Origin of the sequence: Salinimicrobium maris (assembly GCF_049680855.1) — a bacterium.
In the GTDB taxonomy this organism is placed as follows: domain Bacteria; phylum Bacteroidota; class Bacteroidia; order Flavobacteriales; family Flavobacteriaceae; genus Salinimicrobium.
Map to the genome: position 1 here is coordinate 108,244 of NZ_JBMPGS010000003.1, position 16,039 is coordinate 124,282.

Annotated in this window: 14 protein-coding genes and 1 tRNA gene; 8 read left to right on the forward strand and 7 right to left on the reverse strand. The window is 38.3% G+C overall.

The window, feature by feature from the left end; all coding sequences use genetic code 11:
• Positions 1-41: 41 nt before the first annotated feature.
• Together ACOV1Q_RS10900 and ACOV1Q_RS10905 are read left to right on the forward strand one after the other, a co-directional pair.
• The gene (locus tag ACOV1Q_RS10900) at positions 42-716 is read left to right on the forward strand and encodes a M15 family metallopeptidase (RefSeq protein WP_424494427.1); all 675 of its coding nucleotides are present in this window, start codon (positions 42-44) and stop codon (positions 714-716) included.
• Between the two features lie 157 nt (positions 717-873).
• Entirely contained in the window at positions 874-1,218 is a 345-nt protein-coding gene (locus tag ACOV1Q_RS10905) for a hypothetical protein (RefSeq protein ID WP_424494428.1), read from the forward strand.
• 21 nt (positions 1,219-1,239) lie between these two features.
• Here ACOV1Q_RS10905 and ACOV1Q_RS10910 read toward each other — a convergent pair whose 3' ends face one another.
• From ACOV1Q_RS10910 to ACOV1Q_RS10925, 4 genes are all read right to left on the reverse strand, one after another.
• A complete protein-coding gene (locus tag ACOV1Q_RS10910; RefSeq protein WP_424494429.1) occupies positions 1,240-1,917 on the reverse strand; it encodes a response regulator in 678 nt (225 codons plus the stop codon).
• A gap of 3 nt (positions 1,918-1,920) precedes the next feature.
• Positions 1,921-3,630, reverse strand: a complete 1,710-nt coding sequence (locus tag ACOV1Q_RS10915) for a tetratricopeptide repeat-containing sensor histidine kinase (RefSeq protein WP_424494430.1) — start codon at positions 3,628-3,630, stop codon at positions 1,921-1,923.
• A 353-nt stretch (positions 3,631-3,983) separates the two neighbouring features.
• The gene (locus ACOV1Q_RS10920) at positions 3,984-4,166 is read right to left on the reverse strand and encodes a hypothetical protein (RefSeq protein WP_424494431.1); all 183 of its coding nucleotides are present in this window, start codon (positions 4,164-4,166) and stop codon (positions 3,984-3,986) included.
• A gap of 434 nt (positions 4,167-4,600) precedes the next feature.
• Positions 4,601-5,437: a M57 family metalloprotease gene (locus ACOV1Q_RS10925; RefSeq protein ID WP_424494432.1), complete on the reverse strand. Its 837-nt coding sequence runs from the start codon at positions 5,435-5,437 to the stop codon at positions 4,601-4,603.
• 685 nt (positions 5,438-6,122) lie between these two features.
• Here ACOV1Q_RS10925 and ACOV1Q_RS10930 point away from each other — a divergent pair.
• The 4 genes from ACOV1Q_RS10930 (at position 6,123) to ACOV1Q_RS10945 (ending at position 11,198) form a co-directional block, all read left to right on the forward strand.
• Complete coding sequence (locus ACOV1Q_RS10930; RefSeq protein ID WP_424494433.1) at positions 6,123-8,996, forward strand: M16 family metallopeptidase; 2,874 nt, start codon at positions 6,123-6,125, stop codon at positions 8,994-8,996.
• Positions 8,997-9,262: 266 nt separating this feature from the next.
• On the forward strand, positions 9,263-10,489 hold the full coding sequence (locus ACOV1Q_RS10935; protein ID WP_424494434.1) for a multidrug effflux MFS transporter: 1,227 nt from the start codon (positions 9,263-9,265) through the stop codon (positions 10,487-10,489).
• A 154-nt stretch (positions 10,490-10,643) separates the two neighbouring features.
• A complete protein-coding gene (locus ACOV1Q_RS10940) occupies positions 10,644-10,850 on the forward strand; it encodes a hypervirulence associated TUDOR domain-containing protein (protein ID WP_424494435.1) in 207 nt (68 codons plus the stop codon).
• A 3-nt stretch (positions 10,851-10,853) separates the two neighbouring features.
• Entirely contained in the window at positions 10,854-11,198 is a 345-nt protein-coding gene (locus ACOV1Q_RS10945) for a DUF3140 domain-containing protein (RefSeq protein ID WP_424494436.1), read from the forward strand.
• Between the two features lie 157 nt (positions 11,199-11,355).
• Here the strand turns inward: ACOV1Q_RS10945 and ACOV1Q_RS10950 are convergent, their stop codons facing one another.
• Positions 11,356-11,988 (reverse strand): sulfite exporter TauE/SafE family protein, encoded by a 633-nt coding sequence (locus tag ACOV1Q_RS10950; protein WP_424494437.1) that lies wholly within the window; start codon positions 11,986-11,988, stop codon positions 11,356-11,358.
• Positions 11,989-12,160: 172 nt separating this feature from the next.
• Positions 12,161-12,234: transfer RNA gene (locus tag ACOV1Q_RS10955), tRNA-Pro, on the reverse strand.
• A gap of 457 nt (positions 12,235-12,691) precedes the next feature.
• On the opposite strand from ACOV1Q_RS10955, the gene ACOV1Q_RS10960 reads away from it, so the two are divergent.
• Positions 12,692-13,939: a YaiO family outer membrane beta-barrel protein gene (locus tag ACOV1Q_RS10960; protein WP_424494438.1), complete on the forward strand. Its 1,248-nt coding sequence runs from the start codon at positions 12,692-12,694 to the stop codon at positions 13,937-13,939.
• A gap of 106 nt (positions 13,940-14,045) precedes the next feature.
• Here the strand turns inward: ACOV1Q_RS10960 and ACOV1Q_RS10965 are convergent, their stop codons facing one another.
• Positions 14,046-14,951, reverse strand: coding sequence for a diacylglycerol/lipid kinase family protein (locus ACOV1Q_RS10965; RefSeq protein ID WP_424494439.1), 906 nt, complete (start codon positions 14,949-14,951; stop codon positions 14,046-14,048).
• A 224-nt stretch (positions 14,952-15,175) separates the two neighbouring features.
• Here ACOV1Q_RS10965 and surE point away from each other — a divergent pair, with 224 nt between their 5' ends.
• Positions 15,176-15,904: a 5'/3'-nucleotidase SurE gene (surE, locus tag ACOV1Q_RS10970; RefSeq protein WP_424494440.1), complete on the forward strand. Its 729-nt coding sequence runs from the start codon at positions 15,176-15,178 to the stop codon at positions 15,902-15,904.
• Positions 15,905-16,039 lie beyond the last annotated feature (135 nt).

A 16,039-nucleotide genomic window follows, 5' to 3' on the forward strand; every position in this document is an offset into this window, starting at 1 on the left:
CATGCCTTTTATACCCTGATGTTATGATAAACCCTTCGAAAATGCCGTTTCCATTGTTCTTTCTGTTACCATTCGTTTTATTCCCGCAAAACGCATCAGAGAAATACCCACCTGAAGGATTTGTATATGTGCATGAAATGGTACCAAATGTCCAATATGAGATTCGCTACTGCGGAAGTAATAATTTCACAGGAAAACCCATTCCCGGGTATGAAAATGCGACAGCCCTTCTTACTTCTGAAGCTGCAGCAGCCTTGCAGAAGGTCTCCCAAAATTTAAATGAAAAAGGATTTCTTCTGAAGATCTTCGATGCTTACCGTCCGCAGCAGGCTGTAGACAGTTTTGTGGAATGGGCGAGAAATCCCGCAGACACCCTTACAAAAAGGAAATTTTACCCTGAAATTGATAAGAAAAACCTCTTCAGCCTCAATTATATTGCTTCCAGGAGCGGTCACAGCCGGGGAAGCACAATAGACCTTACTCTTCTTGACAAAAGCACCGGTAAAGAACTGGATATGGGCAGCCCATATGATTTCTTCGGACCTGTTTCTCACCACGGAAGCCCGGAAATTTCCGCTAAGCAGCAAAAGAACCGCCTTCTACTCAAAAATGCCATGGAAGCTGCTGGTTTTAGAGCTCTACAGGAAGAATGGTGGCATTATTCCCTGCGAAATGAACCTTATCCTGAAACTTATTTTGACTTTCCTGTAAAATAATATTGTAAAGAAATAGCTTCCTAAAATGCCATTTTTGAAGCTCCTTCAACCTTGATCATTTTATCAACCACCTGAAAATCAACTATTAATTGATTATTTAAAAATAAAGGTTTAATTTAGCCCCCAGAATTTAAGCCCCACCAAATCTGTTCATTAGATGGAAATAATCCTTACCCTCATTTCAATAGACATCATTGCCGCAAAATTTTTAAATTCTTACATTTCATATTATCGGTTTAAAGGCACCCAGGACAAAAGAAAATCGATTTTTGGAAGGTTCCTGGAAAAAGCCGGATTTAAAAATGATACCTGGCCCTCTTTTTACCTTACATTCATACTGGTAATTGCCATGACTTATTTCTTCCACAATTATTATGCGGCACCCTCGATGCAGCTTCTTTACGTTTTCACCGGACTTTTCACAATCGTTCTTAATTTAGGTTCTGCGCACAGCAGCTATTTTGGCCGGGAGAATTTTATAACTGAAAGAATGCTTCAGTAAAAACCTGCATAAAAACGCATTTTAAAGAAAACCAAGTTCCCGTGCTTTGTTTATTAGGGTGATGTCACGAAGATCTTCAGCCTTAAAAGCTTCTCGCATTATTTTCTTCCTCTTCTCTATTGCTGCAAGAGAAACCGGCATTAGTTTAGGAATTTCCTTGGTTTTTACTCCGCGAGAAAGATGGTACAGGATGTCGCGATCTATTTTATCCACATGAAAATCATGCAGGATTTGTTTGCGCATGAGATCCTGCACAGTCTGGCTGCTGTAGGTTTGCCCCTCAAGAACACTGTCAAAAGCAAAAAGAAATTCGGTCGCCGTTACATCACTTTTAATCATAAAAGCTTCTGGTTTAAGGCTTTTAAGAATGGAGAGCAGCCTAATATTTTCCACAAACATTGTTAGAACAATCAATTTTGTTTCCGAAGAAACTTCTCTGATCTTTTTTCCCAAATCCTCACCAGAAGAAAGCTTCCTGTTGGAAGATGGCGGCAGCCCAATATCAAGAAAAACAAGATCGTAAGTTGTGGTTTTTAATGATTTCTCAATTAAAGCATCGGCTTCATCGCATGTATTGGCGGTATCCACCTGGAGTTTCAAATCATTAGACCTGTTATCAAGAAGTACTTTTTTATAGCCTTCAATGATAATTGGATGGTCATCGATCATTAAAATTTTAAGTTCTTTTTGTATGTTCATAGTTTATTTCAAAGGTACATTTACAGTAATAGTTGTTCCCTCACTGCCTGAAGAAATCTTCCAGGCACCTTTCAGGTTTTTAACTCTGGATTTCATATTTTTAATACCAATTCCTCTGGTATTCCTGGTAATATCGAAGCCTTTTCCATTATCCTGAATCTTCATTTCCAGGCTATCCTTTCTCTTCTGAAAACTTAGGAAAATTTGATCGGCCCCGGCATATTTAATGACATTATTTACAGCTTCCTGTACAATTCTGAACAAATTGATCTTAATTTTACTGCTTAATTTATCCCATTCAATGTTCTCATCATTTCTAAAATCCAGTTCAAAATGCCCTGCTTTTTGTTGGTTGTTCAAATAATCTGACAAAATTTCAAGAAAACTTTCCTTTTGAGTAAAGAAATCAGATTCCAGGTCATGAGAAATATTTCTTACCTCCTCTTCGATCATTCGAAGATCATTGATATATTTCTTCTTGGCTTCAATAGACTGCCTGTCTGTCTTGTCGTGCAGACTTTCCAGCATAAATCTTACCCCAAACAATTTTCCAAGAATACCATCATGAAGTTCTTTGGAAATCCTGTTTTTTTCGCGATGTCGCCCTTCCTCCAGTTTATTTTGTTGTACCAGGAGCAGGTTGTAAATTTCTTCATTTGATATTTGTTGATCCTGTTCCAGTTTAAGTTGTTTATTCCTGTTGCGTTGATAAACATTTACAAAAACCAGAAGGATCACTCCCAGGACTGCGACAGATCCTGCATAGATAAACTTCATCTCCTTATTGAGATATTCATTACGAGCAATAAATTCATCGGTTTCAAAGCGTATCCTGGCAAATTTGTTTCTAATTGCTCGCTCCTCCCTTTGCAGGCTGTCATTGATTTGAATATAGTCGCTTAAATATTGATTGGATCGCAGCGTATCCATTTCTGAAAGCAACAACATAGATTCCAGTAAATCTCTGAAATTCCTGGTTTCCCTGGCCAGTTTTTTTGCTTCCGAAGCAAATTTAATAGCCTTTGCAGTATCACGCCGATCCAAGTAATATTCACTTAGATGCAGTTTATTAATCACTATACCCGCCTGGTGGTGAATGCTATCCCTAATGTTTAAAGCATACATAAACAGCGGTTCCACTTCCTTTTGTGGATTAGCTTTCATTTGGGAATAGGCAAGGTTGTCGTGAAGCATGGCATATAGCCTGGTTTGCTTCTGAAAAAGACTGTCAACAGCCAAAGCTTGTCTATAAATTTCAATGGCTTTGTCATATTTGCCATCATTCTCGTATACTACCCCTAAATTATTCAGCGTATTTGCCTGCAGAATTGGATCTGACAGATCCTGAGCGCTTTCCATAGCCTTCTTGTGATACAGCAAAGCTTTGTCATATTCTCCCAATTGATTGAATAAGATCCCCAGGTTGTTGTATCCAATATACAACTGCCGGTGCTCACCCAGAGGCTTTATGATTTCAATAGCTTTTGCCGTTGTGGTTTCACTGCCGGTATAATCCTTCACATTCTTTTGAAGAATGGCCATATTAAGCAGCATTCGTGCAGAATTAAAATCCTTCCCTATTTTCGAATATAAAACAGATGCTTTATTATAGTGAAAATAAGCACTGTCAACCATTTCGTTATCTACATAAAAGCTGCCAAGGTCCCAATATGAAGATGCTAGATTTGAAGAATCCTTTAACTCTATTGCCAATGTTCTGGCTTTTTTATTCCAAAACCGGAATTGTAAAGAATCTTTTTGATCGTAATAATGATAAGAGAAAGTAGAAAGTAGTTCGGTCTTTAGAGAATCATTTGGAAGGTTCAGGATTACTTTCTTTAGTGAATCCTGATTCGCTCCCCTTTTAAAGAAATCATCCTTTAATGAAGAATAATTATTTTCGCCGATATTTCCAACCTGATTCTCTTGTTTAGAACAACCAGCAACAAAAATTACCAGAAAAATGAAGTAAACTAAAGTTCTTATGGGCTTATTTTTAGATTAGTAATAAACAATAAAAACCTCAAAAATGAGGTTTTTATTCAGAATTTTATAGAAATTAGCGATTAATCGTCCTTTCCTCTTTTATCGTAAACATCTCCTTCATTACCACCAGTGTCCCCTACAGGTTGTGTAGGAACCTCAATGGTGCTTTCCAAAATCTCATCCTGCGGAAGTTCTTCGGGTTCACAAGAGATAAACGATGCCACAGCAAAAGTACATAAAAAGATTTTTGAGAAGGTTTTCATAATATTGGGTTTTAGTGGTTACAACTTAAACAGGAGAATCTTTTTGCAGCTCAAAGAATAAATTGAACCGTGATTTGGCAAGGCCGAGAGAGCCGCATTAGGGTTGAAAAGAAATCTCTATAATGCCAAATAATTCCTCCTTCTTGTAGTTTTAAAAGGGCACTTATGGAGCGCCCTTTTAAACTGCTAATTAAATAAAGAATGAATTGAAACAGATTATTAAAAACGAATTTATAAACTGTACCCCTACATAAACAATTCGCAAATTTCCTATTCCTTGTTTCAATATTCTATAGCAAAACTAGCCATTGACCTTCATACCACCTGAAATTTTCCCGTACAATATTTACGGGTTTGAACTTTTTTTAGGAAGTATAAATTAAAAAAGGATGTCTTCTCCAGAAGACATCCTTTCACCAGTTCAAGTAGGCGTTTTAGTAGAGGTATTCTAAAGCAACTCTATCATAGTATCCAAAATTTCCATCTTCACTTGCACTAAAACATGCCAGCATTACAGAGTCAGGATCGTATCCTGTAGGTGTTCCAGGAATGTGCACTGCACCATCATACCCTGCACTTTCACCACTTTGTCCACAACTTTGGCGTGTAGACCAGTCTGTATGCCTAAGTCCTACAGCATGACCTATTTCATGGGTCATAACATGTTCATTGGTAGCAGTGCTGTAATTATTCATACCAGAAAAAATTTGAACGTATTTATAAGGATCTCCATTACTTGGGAACCCCGCAACACCACCAGCCTGGCCATTTGGATTTTGATAAACCACAATATCGTATGGACTGTAATTTGTCCCAAAAGAAAGAGTAAAGTTCAACCCAATATTTAATGCATTATAATTATTAATGGCTCTTTGCAGTGCCGTTCTTTGTTTGGATGTTAAGCCCTGGCCCCCACCTCCAGTGAAACCTATCACATTCACAGTACCTTGATTTACGAGATTATATGTTCTGTACTGCTTTTCGGTAATGTTGGAGCCGCTCATACGTTCCAGCTGTTGGGGAGTTATAATAATATCACCCTCAATCAACAGGTTCTTTTCCGTGGAACCATCAGGTAATAAGAAGTCAATCTTTTGTACATCGTTGCTGTTAAAATGCAACGAAGAAATAAGTTCCAGGGTTTCTTTGGAGACCTTATCTAAGTGCTCCAGTTCCACAGCCGCTTCTTCCGAAGCCATTTCTTCCTTTTCACAAGAAGTTAAAAAAATGGCCGTCGCACAAAAGAGTAAAAAGAGTTTGTAACATTTCATAATAAATAGATTTGGGATTAATATGTTTTGAAATTAATCCACTATTTCCATTCCACCTGAAATAATACCGTAGCATTTTTACGGGTTTTTCCTCTTTCTACAACTTTAACATTTCAAAATGTTCGATTCTGAAATTAAAAAAAACCCGTAATTATTGTACGGGTAAATTTTAGGCGTTGGTATTTTTTTTTCATAAAATTGAATGCGCCTAAAACTTGGCATTTAACAACAATAACCTTACTTAAATATTTCAGCCCTATGGATTTACTTGAAACAACGGTTATTATTTTTTTGATTCTTTACTTGATTCTTACCATCTGGGCGTGTTATGACATTTTTCATAACCATATATTGAAGACGAGCCACAAATTCTTGCTTATTTTTTTAATATTAGCAGTTCCACTTTTCTCTGCCATCGTCTATTTTCTTTGGCGCGGTAATACAGAGCTGGATGATAATATTTTTTACAACTCTCATTGAACAATAGATTCGTTGTTTTAAATCCCGAGCCCTCTCCTACCTGTTAAGCAGCATTTTTAAATACTATCTCTAATAGAGCGAAACCACCTGCAGCAAGTTTCCGAACTAAAAAAAAACATCTTTTCATAATTTTTTGTAACAAATCCCCTGAAGGTCAGTCAAATTGGCATATATTTAACACATCTTATAATTAAACTTATTACCAATGACGAACATTAGATTTAGACCGTTAGCATTTATGCTACCGCTCGTTCTTCTCGCCTTTGTTTCCTGTGATAAACTAAAGGGAGAAGAAACCAACGCCGACGTAGATCCCGGTTTATCAATTGAATTTGAAAAATATGAGCTTGACAACGGGCTCAATGTAGTGCTTCACCAGGATACTTCAGATCCTATAGTTTCTGTCGCCATTCAATACGGTGTGGGATCCAACCGTGAAAAAAAAGGTCGCACAGGATTCGCTCACCTGTTTGAACACATGCTTTTCCAGGAGTCTGAAAACGTACCTCAGGACCAGTTTTTTAAGAAAATTCAGGATGCCGGCGGGACTTTGAATGGAGGAACCTGGCAGGATGGAACGGTTTATTACGAAGTAGTTCCAAAGAATGCATTAGAAATGGTGATGTGGCTGGAGTCAGATCGAATGGGCTACCTCATCAATACAGTAACCGAAAGTGCTTTTGCTAATCAACAGGAAGTCGTACAAAATGAAAAGCGACAGCGCGTAGACAATAATCCTTACGGCCATACGAGCTGGGTAATTGATAAAAACCTTTATCCCGATGGGCATCCTTATAGCTGGCAGGTGATTGGAGAGCTTGAAGATCTTCAAAATGCCACGGTAGAAGATGTAAAAGAATTTTATGATAAATTCTACGGACCGAATAATGCTACACTGGTCATTGCAGGAGATTTTGAAAAAGCTGAAACAAAGCAACTGGTTGAAAAATATTTTGGAGAGATTAAAGAACGTCAGGAAGTAGCACCTCTTGAAGTAAAAAACATTACTCTTGATAAAACGAAGCGGCTTTATCACGAAGATAACTTTGCCACCGCACCACAATTAAATATGGTGTGGCCGGCAGTAGAACAGTACACTAAAGATGCATATGCCCTTAATTTCCTGGGAGAAGTTCTTTCCGACGGAAAAGAAGCTCCGCTTTACGAAGTACTCGTAAAACAACGAGAACTTACTTCTCAACCTTACGCATACAATAATGCAAGCCAAATTGCAGGTAAATTCCAAATTTCGGTTACAGCAAATGCTGGAGTAGATCTCGACAGCGTAGAGGCAGGAATCCAGGAAGCTTTTGCTCTTTTTGAAGAAGAAGGAGTGACTGATCGTGATATTGAACGTATTAAAGCCGGACTTGAAACAGATTTCTACAATGGTATAAGCAGTGTTCTTGGAAAATCATTCCAGTTGGCCCAGTATGATGTTTTTACTGGTGATCCCGGTTATATCGAAGAAGATATTGAAAACATCAAGGCGGTCACCAAAGAAGATGTGCAGCGAGTGTATGAAACCTATATCAAAGGAAAACCATTTGTCCTTACCAGCTTTGTACCAAAAGGCGAAGTGGAACTTATTGCTGAAAATTCTGAAAAAGCAGAAGTAGTTGAGGAAGAAATCACTGAAAATGTTGAAACCAAAGTGGTAGAAACAGAGCAGGAAATTCAAAAAACTCCTTCAAAATTCGATCGCTCCATACAGCCCGAAATGGGTGAAACACCAAGTTTAAACGTGCCAAGCTCCTGGACCGTAGAGCTTGATAACGAACTTGAAGTTTACGGTATTGAGCAAAACGAATTACCACTTGTGAATTTTAGCCTTGTACTGGAAGGAGGACATCTACTTGATGATCTAAGCAAAAATGGTGTTGCTAACCTCATGACAGATATCCTGATGGAAGGAACCGCCAACAAAACTCCGGCAGAACTGGAAGAAGCCATTGACCTTTTGGGTGCTAACATTAATATGTACACTACAGATGAGTCTATTATCATCCGCGGAAACACCTTAAAACGTAATTTTGACGAAACAATGGAACTGGTACAGGAAATCCTGCTTCAACCGCGTTGGGACGAAGAAGAATTTGCGCGAATCAAAACAAGTACGATCAACAGAATTCAAAGAAACCAGGCCAATCCTAACGTGATTGCAAACCAGGTTTACAATAAAATTCTTTATGGTGAAGATCATCCTTTTGCACATCCTACTTCAGGAACTGTAGAATCTGTAGAAGCTATTACCATAGAAGATCTTAAAGGATATTATAATAAATACTTCTCTCCTACTGTAAGTACTTTTCACGTAGTAGGCGCTGTTTCACAGTCTGAAGCACTTGCTTCCCTCGAAGGAATTGAATCCAACTGGGAAGCCAAGGAAGTCACTATTCCTGAATATGAAGTGAGCAATGACCGTGAGAAGGCATCTTTATATTTTGTCGATATTCCAAATGCGAAACAATCTGTGATCAACATTGGTTACATTGCCTTACCGCGTACCAGTGAAGATTATTTTCCGGCAGAGGTAATGAACTATAAGCTGGGTGGTTCTTTCTCAGGAAATGTGAATTTGATCTTACGTGAAGAAAAAGGATACACTTACGGTGCCCGTTCAGGCTTTAGCGGATCTAAAATTCCCGGAACCTTTACAGCTTCTTCCAGTGTTCGTACCAACACTACAGGAGAATCTGTAGGTATTTTCCGTGATGAAATCGCAAAATACAAGGAAGGAATTACTGAAGAAGATCTTGAATTCACCAAGAATGCATTAATAAAATCAAATGCAAGACGTTTTGAAACTCAGGGATCACTTCTTGGTATGCTACAGGAAATGAGTGCTTACGATCTCGACCCAAATTATATCGAGAAAGAAGAAGAAATCGTGGGAGCAATGACTCTTGAGCAGCATAGAGAACTTGCCCAAAAATACCTTGACGAGTCCAAAATGGCTTATCTTGTTGTAGGAGACGCAGCTACACAATTTGAGCAGTTCAAAGAAATGGGCTTTGATGAAGTGAAACTGCTTAACAAGCAGGGAGAAGAAGTAGAACTTTCTGAAGTAAAACTTTAAGGCCTTTCATTCTGAATTTCAAAAACCTGTCGGCAACGGCAGGTTTTTTAATTTTATATACTTTGGTTGATGATTTCATATGCATAAGCATTCAAAAATGTGTTTTTCATTATACTTTTCTCAAAAGCACTTTTCCTGAAGAATGCAGTGCGAGAATACCCTTTTTGACACTTCAGAAAATTTTACTTTCAAACCTTTTCGCCTAATTATTTGTTAAGGTAAAAATAGCCTTAGGTTTTAAACAGGGTTAGTGCGAAATTTGCACAATGCAAAAAAAGATTAGTGGAAGAAACCAGAGGAAAGAGCGAATAATCTTATTGGTCCTTGGGACACTCATTGCTTTGGGACCTTTTTCTATTGATATGTACCTTCCCGCTTTCGAAAACATCGCTCAGGATTTTTCGATCACAAAAAGTCAGGTAGGATTCTCTTTAACCAGTTATTTTATTGGAATTGCACTCGGCCAACTGGCTTATGGGCCAATAATGGATAAATACGGGCGAAAAAAGCCATTATTGACAGGTTTGATTATTTACGTGTTGGCGGCAATTAGCTGCTTTTACTCTCCAGATTTGAACTGGCTTATTGTTTCGCGGTTTTTCCTGGCCGTAGGAGCATCTGCAGGAATGGTGGCTTCAAAAGCGGTTGTAAGAGATGTTTTTCCTTCAGAAGAAGTGGCGCGTGCAATCTCCTTTTTAATGCTCATTATGGGTGGCGCTCCTATAATTGCTCCCACAGTGGGCGGAATAGTTATTACCCATTTCTCCTGGCATGCAATCTTCTTAATTCTTGCCGTATTTGCTGCACTTATGATCTTAAGTGTCACCTTTTTCCTTCCGGAAAGCTCCACTCCAGATCATTCTGTGGAGCTCAAACTAAACCGGGTGTTATCAAAATATACCGGGATCTTTATAAATAAGATATTTTTGACCTTTTCTCTTGCCGGAAGTTTAACAATAGGCGCAATGTTCGCTTATATTTCAAACGCTCCCGTGCTTTTCATGGATACTTATCATCTTTCTGAAACAGAGTTTGGCTGGCTCTTCGGAATAAATGCCGCCGGATTGATTGCCGGAAGCCAGATCAACCGCCTGGTTTTAAAAAAGTATAGTACTTTTCGCATTACCATTGTTTCTAGCGTCGTACTGGTGGTCCTGGCCTTATTCTTCCTCGTAAATGCCGCTACAATAGGCAATTTTTATATTACACTCTTCCTGTTGTTTTCTATTTTATTCCTCCTTGGTTTTCAAAATCCGAATACAACGGCATTATCACTTTACCCGTTTGAACGCAGAGCGGGACGCGCTTCAGCATTGGTGGGTAGTTTGAAAATGATACTTGGTGCGGTCGCCTCTTTCGTGATTAGTCAATTTACGGGTGCTAGTATGATTCCTCTTGCTTTGACAATACTGGTATGTTTAAGTTTTAGTGCTCTTTTGCTGTTCAGATTTCAGCTGAAGGAAAAAAGATCCCTCATTTTGATAGGCCGATAGTTCCTTCTTCAGTTTACTTCAGAAATAAAATGCGCCGAAGGTTTTCTGCTGTTGAACGTACTGGAGATTCTTAGCACAAGGTTCTTTTTCCGCATTCCAGGAATTTTTCTTATTTTAAGAAGGTATATTTTATAACTGAAATCCATCAAACGCTATGAAAAAAGGAGATAAGGTTAAATGGAAATGGGGACAAGGATACGCTGAAGGGGAAGTAGAAAAAACGTATTCAGAATCTACCACACGTAAAATAAAAGGCTCGGAAGTGACACGCCACGGTTCAAAAGATGATAAGGCACTTTATATAAAACAAGATGATGGGGATAAGGTGCTTAAACTGGAAAGTGAGGTTGAAAAAAAGTAAACTATGGATAAGGAAGAAGAAAAGAATCTTAGAAATGAATTTTACGACAATGTAAATATGGCTCCCAAAGAACTGGAGGAGTGGCTGGAAACAGAAGAGTCTAAATCTGTAGGACAGGACAGCGGTGATGGTGAAGCCATAGGTCACAAATCTGGCAAAAAGATCATTGAAATCAAAAATAAGAATAAAGACGAATTAACTCAGGGAGATTATGAACATATGAAGAAGGTTAATAGTTATGTAAGTCGGCATACCGCACAAGGCCCTTCATCAAATAAAAAAGATTCTCCTTGGAGGTATTCTTTAATGAATTGGGGACATGACCCCTGCAAAAATGGAGGGTGCTGAAAGAATTTGAACTTTTGGTGGCTGAAATGCACTTCAAGCTGCAGTACATTTCTCAGCTTTTGCTTTACCTGGAAAAACAGAAAATATAAAGTGTCAAAAAAGGGATTTTGAAATGCATTTCTTCTGAAAAGCAAATTGCCATTTACAGCAGAATAAACTATTCCACACCTATTGAAAATTTATTCTGAGTATTATATTTCTCCGGTTTACCAATAGATAACATCCACCTGTCATAAGCCGCTTTACTCAACCATTGCACCTGATAATGATCTTTTAAATGTGGCGCTTTTGCAGCTGCAGCAGCGAGGCTGGAAGCAATTTCATAATCATTGCTGTTATCGCTGTGATGGTAGACAAAAGCGGCGTGAAATTTATCTATGGGCTCCAGCTCTTCTGCACTGTTGTAGATGTTTCTTACCTGCTTCAGCCTTATTTCATCTCTTTCATGAAGATCATTTAAGATATAAGGCTTCAATTGCATCCTGTCTTTTTGATCGGTTTCATAAGCGTATTCTAATTTTTCGCTCTCATTACCTGTTTTGAGAATAGCTTCATCATAAGGCCGAAAAAGAGAGGCTACAATACCTAATGCGCAAATGCCAATGATAAAAAGAGGAATTCTCAGTATTTTTGGGTTGACCTTACTGAAAATATGGATCAATCCAGCGAGGACTAAGAAAATGATTGATAAACCAATAAATCCAATTAAAATAAACTCGAAAGATTGAATTAAATAGGAAAGTATCATCACCATCAGTGAAAGGGCGATGAAAATTACATTTCGGATCATAGTAAAAAAAGTTTTCTCTTCTTCTATAAAGACGATATAAAAATTTCGATGTTGCAAATGCTTAATTCCAATGAAGATTCAATCGACTTAAACAGACTTCAGATCACATACGGACTACGGTTTATAGTTTTTTTTCAAAAAAGAAAAAGCGATGCTTTCACATCGCTTTTAGTCGGGATGACAGGATTTGAACCTGCGACCCTACGCCCCCCAGACGTATACGCTACCGGACTGCGCCACATCCCGAAATTTGGAATTGCAAATTAAGCAGCTTATTTGCTATTTTCAAAAGGAAACCTGCATTTTTTCCTTCTATTCACCCATCCTCTCTAACATAGGGTTAAAGAAAAACTTACAAAAATGCTATTTTTGCCAATCATTCTCTTTAAACCTTTAAGGAACAAATTAAAGGATGTGAAATTACCCCCTTAGCTTTCTCATCCGAAATATGAATCGCATGTCTTTCCTTTAAATTATCCAGAAATTAAAAATGACGTTATTCATTAATTTTCCGAGCCATCTGGACATTCTGAAGAAAAAAGAAGATTTAGAAGTATTTATGTAATTGATTTTAAGATTTGGCTGAAGAACATTATTTTCAAAATCAGATCTAGCAAAGGGTAAATCCTTAAATTTAAGTTGTTTGACTTAAAAAGCAACAATTCTTTTTTTATGTTTTACTTTTGAACAAATTTTTCCCCCAATGAAAAAGCTCCTTTTCAGCATTATTTTATTGATATCTTTTTCTGGCGCATTGATTTCACAGGAAATTACTGAAACCAATACAGATGAAATTTATAAAATCGGGCTTCGTGCTTATCAAAACCAGGATTTTACCCGTAGCCTTCAGCTTACCAACCGCGGCCTGCAACTGGCGCCGGAATATCATGACATAAGAATACTCCGGGTAAGGAATCTTTGGGCCCTGGAACGCTTTGAAGCCGCCGATGAAGATCTGGATTTTCTTCTGAAAGAAGCTCCGAAGTATGTGGATGTCCTTCCTTTAGTACATCAACGAATATCCAGATTTTCAAAGCATGAAAATGCTTTAGTCTTTCTAAACAGGATACAGAAAATTTATCCCGAAGATATTAGCCTGCAAGTTAATCGTGCGCAGTTATTGCTAAAAGCTCATCGAAGAGCTGAAGCCAGAGAGCTTGCGCAGGAGCTTATTAAGAACAGTAATCTTTCCGGAGAAGATCGTTATGCTCTACAGATTGTGCTAAACAGAACCATTTCTAATGAAATAGGAGTCAATTACAGCTATATTAACTTCAGTGAAGCCTACAGGAATTATAGTAACTGGCACACCTTAAGCGTCGAATATCAACACAACTTCAATCGCACTGCCGTTATTGGCAGAGTGAATCACGCCGACAGGGAATTCAACTCTGGAAATCTTTATGAGCTGGAAGCCTATCCTGTCTTTAATGATCGCAGCTATGCTTTTATTAACCTGGGATTTTCTAATGGGGAGATGTTCCCGGAATTTCGAGGAAGTGCTTCTTTCTTTTATAATTTCGCCAAATTTTTTGAAGGAGAATTGGGAGGAAGATTCATTGCACTTGAAGAGCAGAGCTATTTTTCAGGAATAATTGGTCTCACCGCATACCGCGGAAAATTTTACCTCAACGCCCGCACTTTTGTAGGTCCTAAGCGTCTTGATCAGGTTATTCAGAATTACCAGTTTAACCTACGCTACTACTTCGGGAATGCCGATAATTACCTGCTTGCACGAGTGGGAAGCGGTATTTCTCCCGATGAACGTACAGATTATACGCAGGTACAATATCCTGGCCTTGAAGCTTATTACTTATATGCCGGAATAAATAAAACGCTGGGGTTAAATCATATTTTTCAGGTTAGTGCAGGATATCTTACAGAAGAATTAACCGGCACCATAAAAGGTAACCAGCTCCTGGCAAATTTAGGCTACCGTTACAGGTTTTAAGCAGGTGAAGAATAAATTGAAGGGAATTTTATAGAATCCAAAAATGACATTTTTAGATCCTTTTTTCTAAACCTTCCATGCTAATCTAAAGTTTCAAAAATTGATTCTATTTTTCAGAAAAAAATTTCAATCCCCCAGAGGCGGTCTCAAGCTGTATCTCCTCTCCTGAGAAGTCTTCAATGAAATCGTCATCCACATGAAGATTTTCGCCTTTGTATTTAAGCGACACTTTCTTTGCTTTATAAGTCTTTCCAAACTGGTCTACTTTTGCATCCTCCACTTTGCCTTTCGCCATATCTTCAAGATAATTCAATATTTTTTCCCTGTTTTCTACAGGCACAAGTACCACATCCAGCAGTCCATCTTCGGGCTTGGCATGGGGTGCAACTTTTAAATTTGGTCCTATGTATTTAATGTTCATAACCTCTACCATTAGATATGAACCTCTTATAGCTTCTCCGTCAATCGTTATTTCTGCTTCTTCGGCTTGAAAATCACCTACAATTTTTTGAAGGACGTGTATGGTATGTTTCAGTTTCTCTTCCGGATCATCCAACTCCTTCTCATTTTTCATTTCCTTTATAAGCTTCGGAAAAATCCCTATTCCCACGCTTTCAATAAAAAATTCAATCCCGTGAATCCCTTTTATAAGCCCATGGTCAAAATTGATTATTTTCTCAGGAATTCGTAGGTCTCCGTTCAGGTTCCTGCCCTCCAACTGCAGTGTTTTCGCAATATTATTCGCTGTCCCCATAGGTAATAGATAGACAGGTGGCAATTTTACAATATCCTTCTGGTCGAGTAAGACAGCTGCCAATTTATGAACGGTGCCATCTCCTCCCGCTAAAAAGATGACATCGGCGTCATTTTCCATGAATTTCTCCCACAAAAGATCATGTGTAGAAGTATAATTAATTTCATAATCTCCTTGCTTGATGAACTTTAAAATATCTTTTTTGCTGTGTTCTCCATCACCCGAAGTTGGATTGTGGACGATTTGCGCAGTCTTCATATACTCGATTTAAAGGTTCAAGTAAAAATAATGATCGCGACGAACATTTCTTTTTGATTAACGATACCTTATGATTTATTTTCTACCACAATATTTGAATTAAAGGCTGAAAAGGAAAGAATATTAAAAATTGCATAATTTTTCCCTTTTTCAAAAACTACCACCGCCTTCTGTACGCAGTTTTTTGTAAATTAATGAGTTGAGAACAAAAAAAGAAAGCGTATATGAGAATATTAGTAACAAATGATGACGGAATTTACAGTCCGGGATTAAAATCCCTGGCCGAAGCTGCAACGAAGTATGGAGAAGTAATCGTTATGGCACCCGACATTGAACAGTCTTCTATGGGGCAGGCAATTACTTCGGGCAAACCCATAAAATATAAAAAATCACCCATTCATTTTGAAGGTATAGAAGCTTATAGGGTAAGCGGTACACCTGCAGATTGCGTAGCTCTGGGTGCTCACCTTTTTGAAAATATTGACCTGGTACTATCGGGAATCAATATAGGTGCCAACCTGGGAAATTCAGCCTGGCATTCCGGAACACTTTCCGCAGCACGACAAGCAGTCCTCTTCGGCATCCGCGGAATTGCCCTTAGTGTTTCTGTAGGAGAAGACGAGCCAGATTTTGAAGCGCTTGTTCCATATGTGGAGGCTTCCCTCGATGAGGTGGTATATGAAAAAGAGCGGGAATTGCTCAACATTAATTTTCCGCGGCAACCAGAAGGAGAGATCGTATGGACAAAACAATCGGTACGCCATTACGACGGGAAAGTCCTGGAGCAAAAAGATCCCATGGGCCGACAGAATTACTGGTTTACAGTGATTCCCATTGAGGAAGTAGATGAAGACACAGATCGTTGGGCAGTACGAAATGGCAAAACCAGTATCACGCCTATGATCCTCGATCTAACAGATAAAGAACATCTGAAAGAACGAACCGGCAGATAAATTATTGAGATATATAAAACCGATAAGAAAGAGCCTGTAAAAAATCAAATGTACAGGCTTTTTTCTGTAAGTTATTTAAGTGAATGCTAGAAAGAGAAAGAGCAGAAATAGTAATTTCCCGCCCTAGCGATCTTA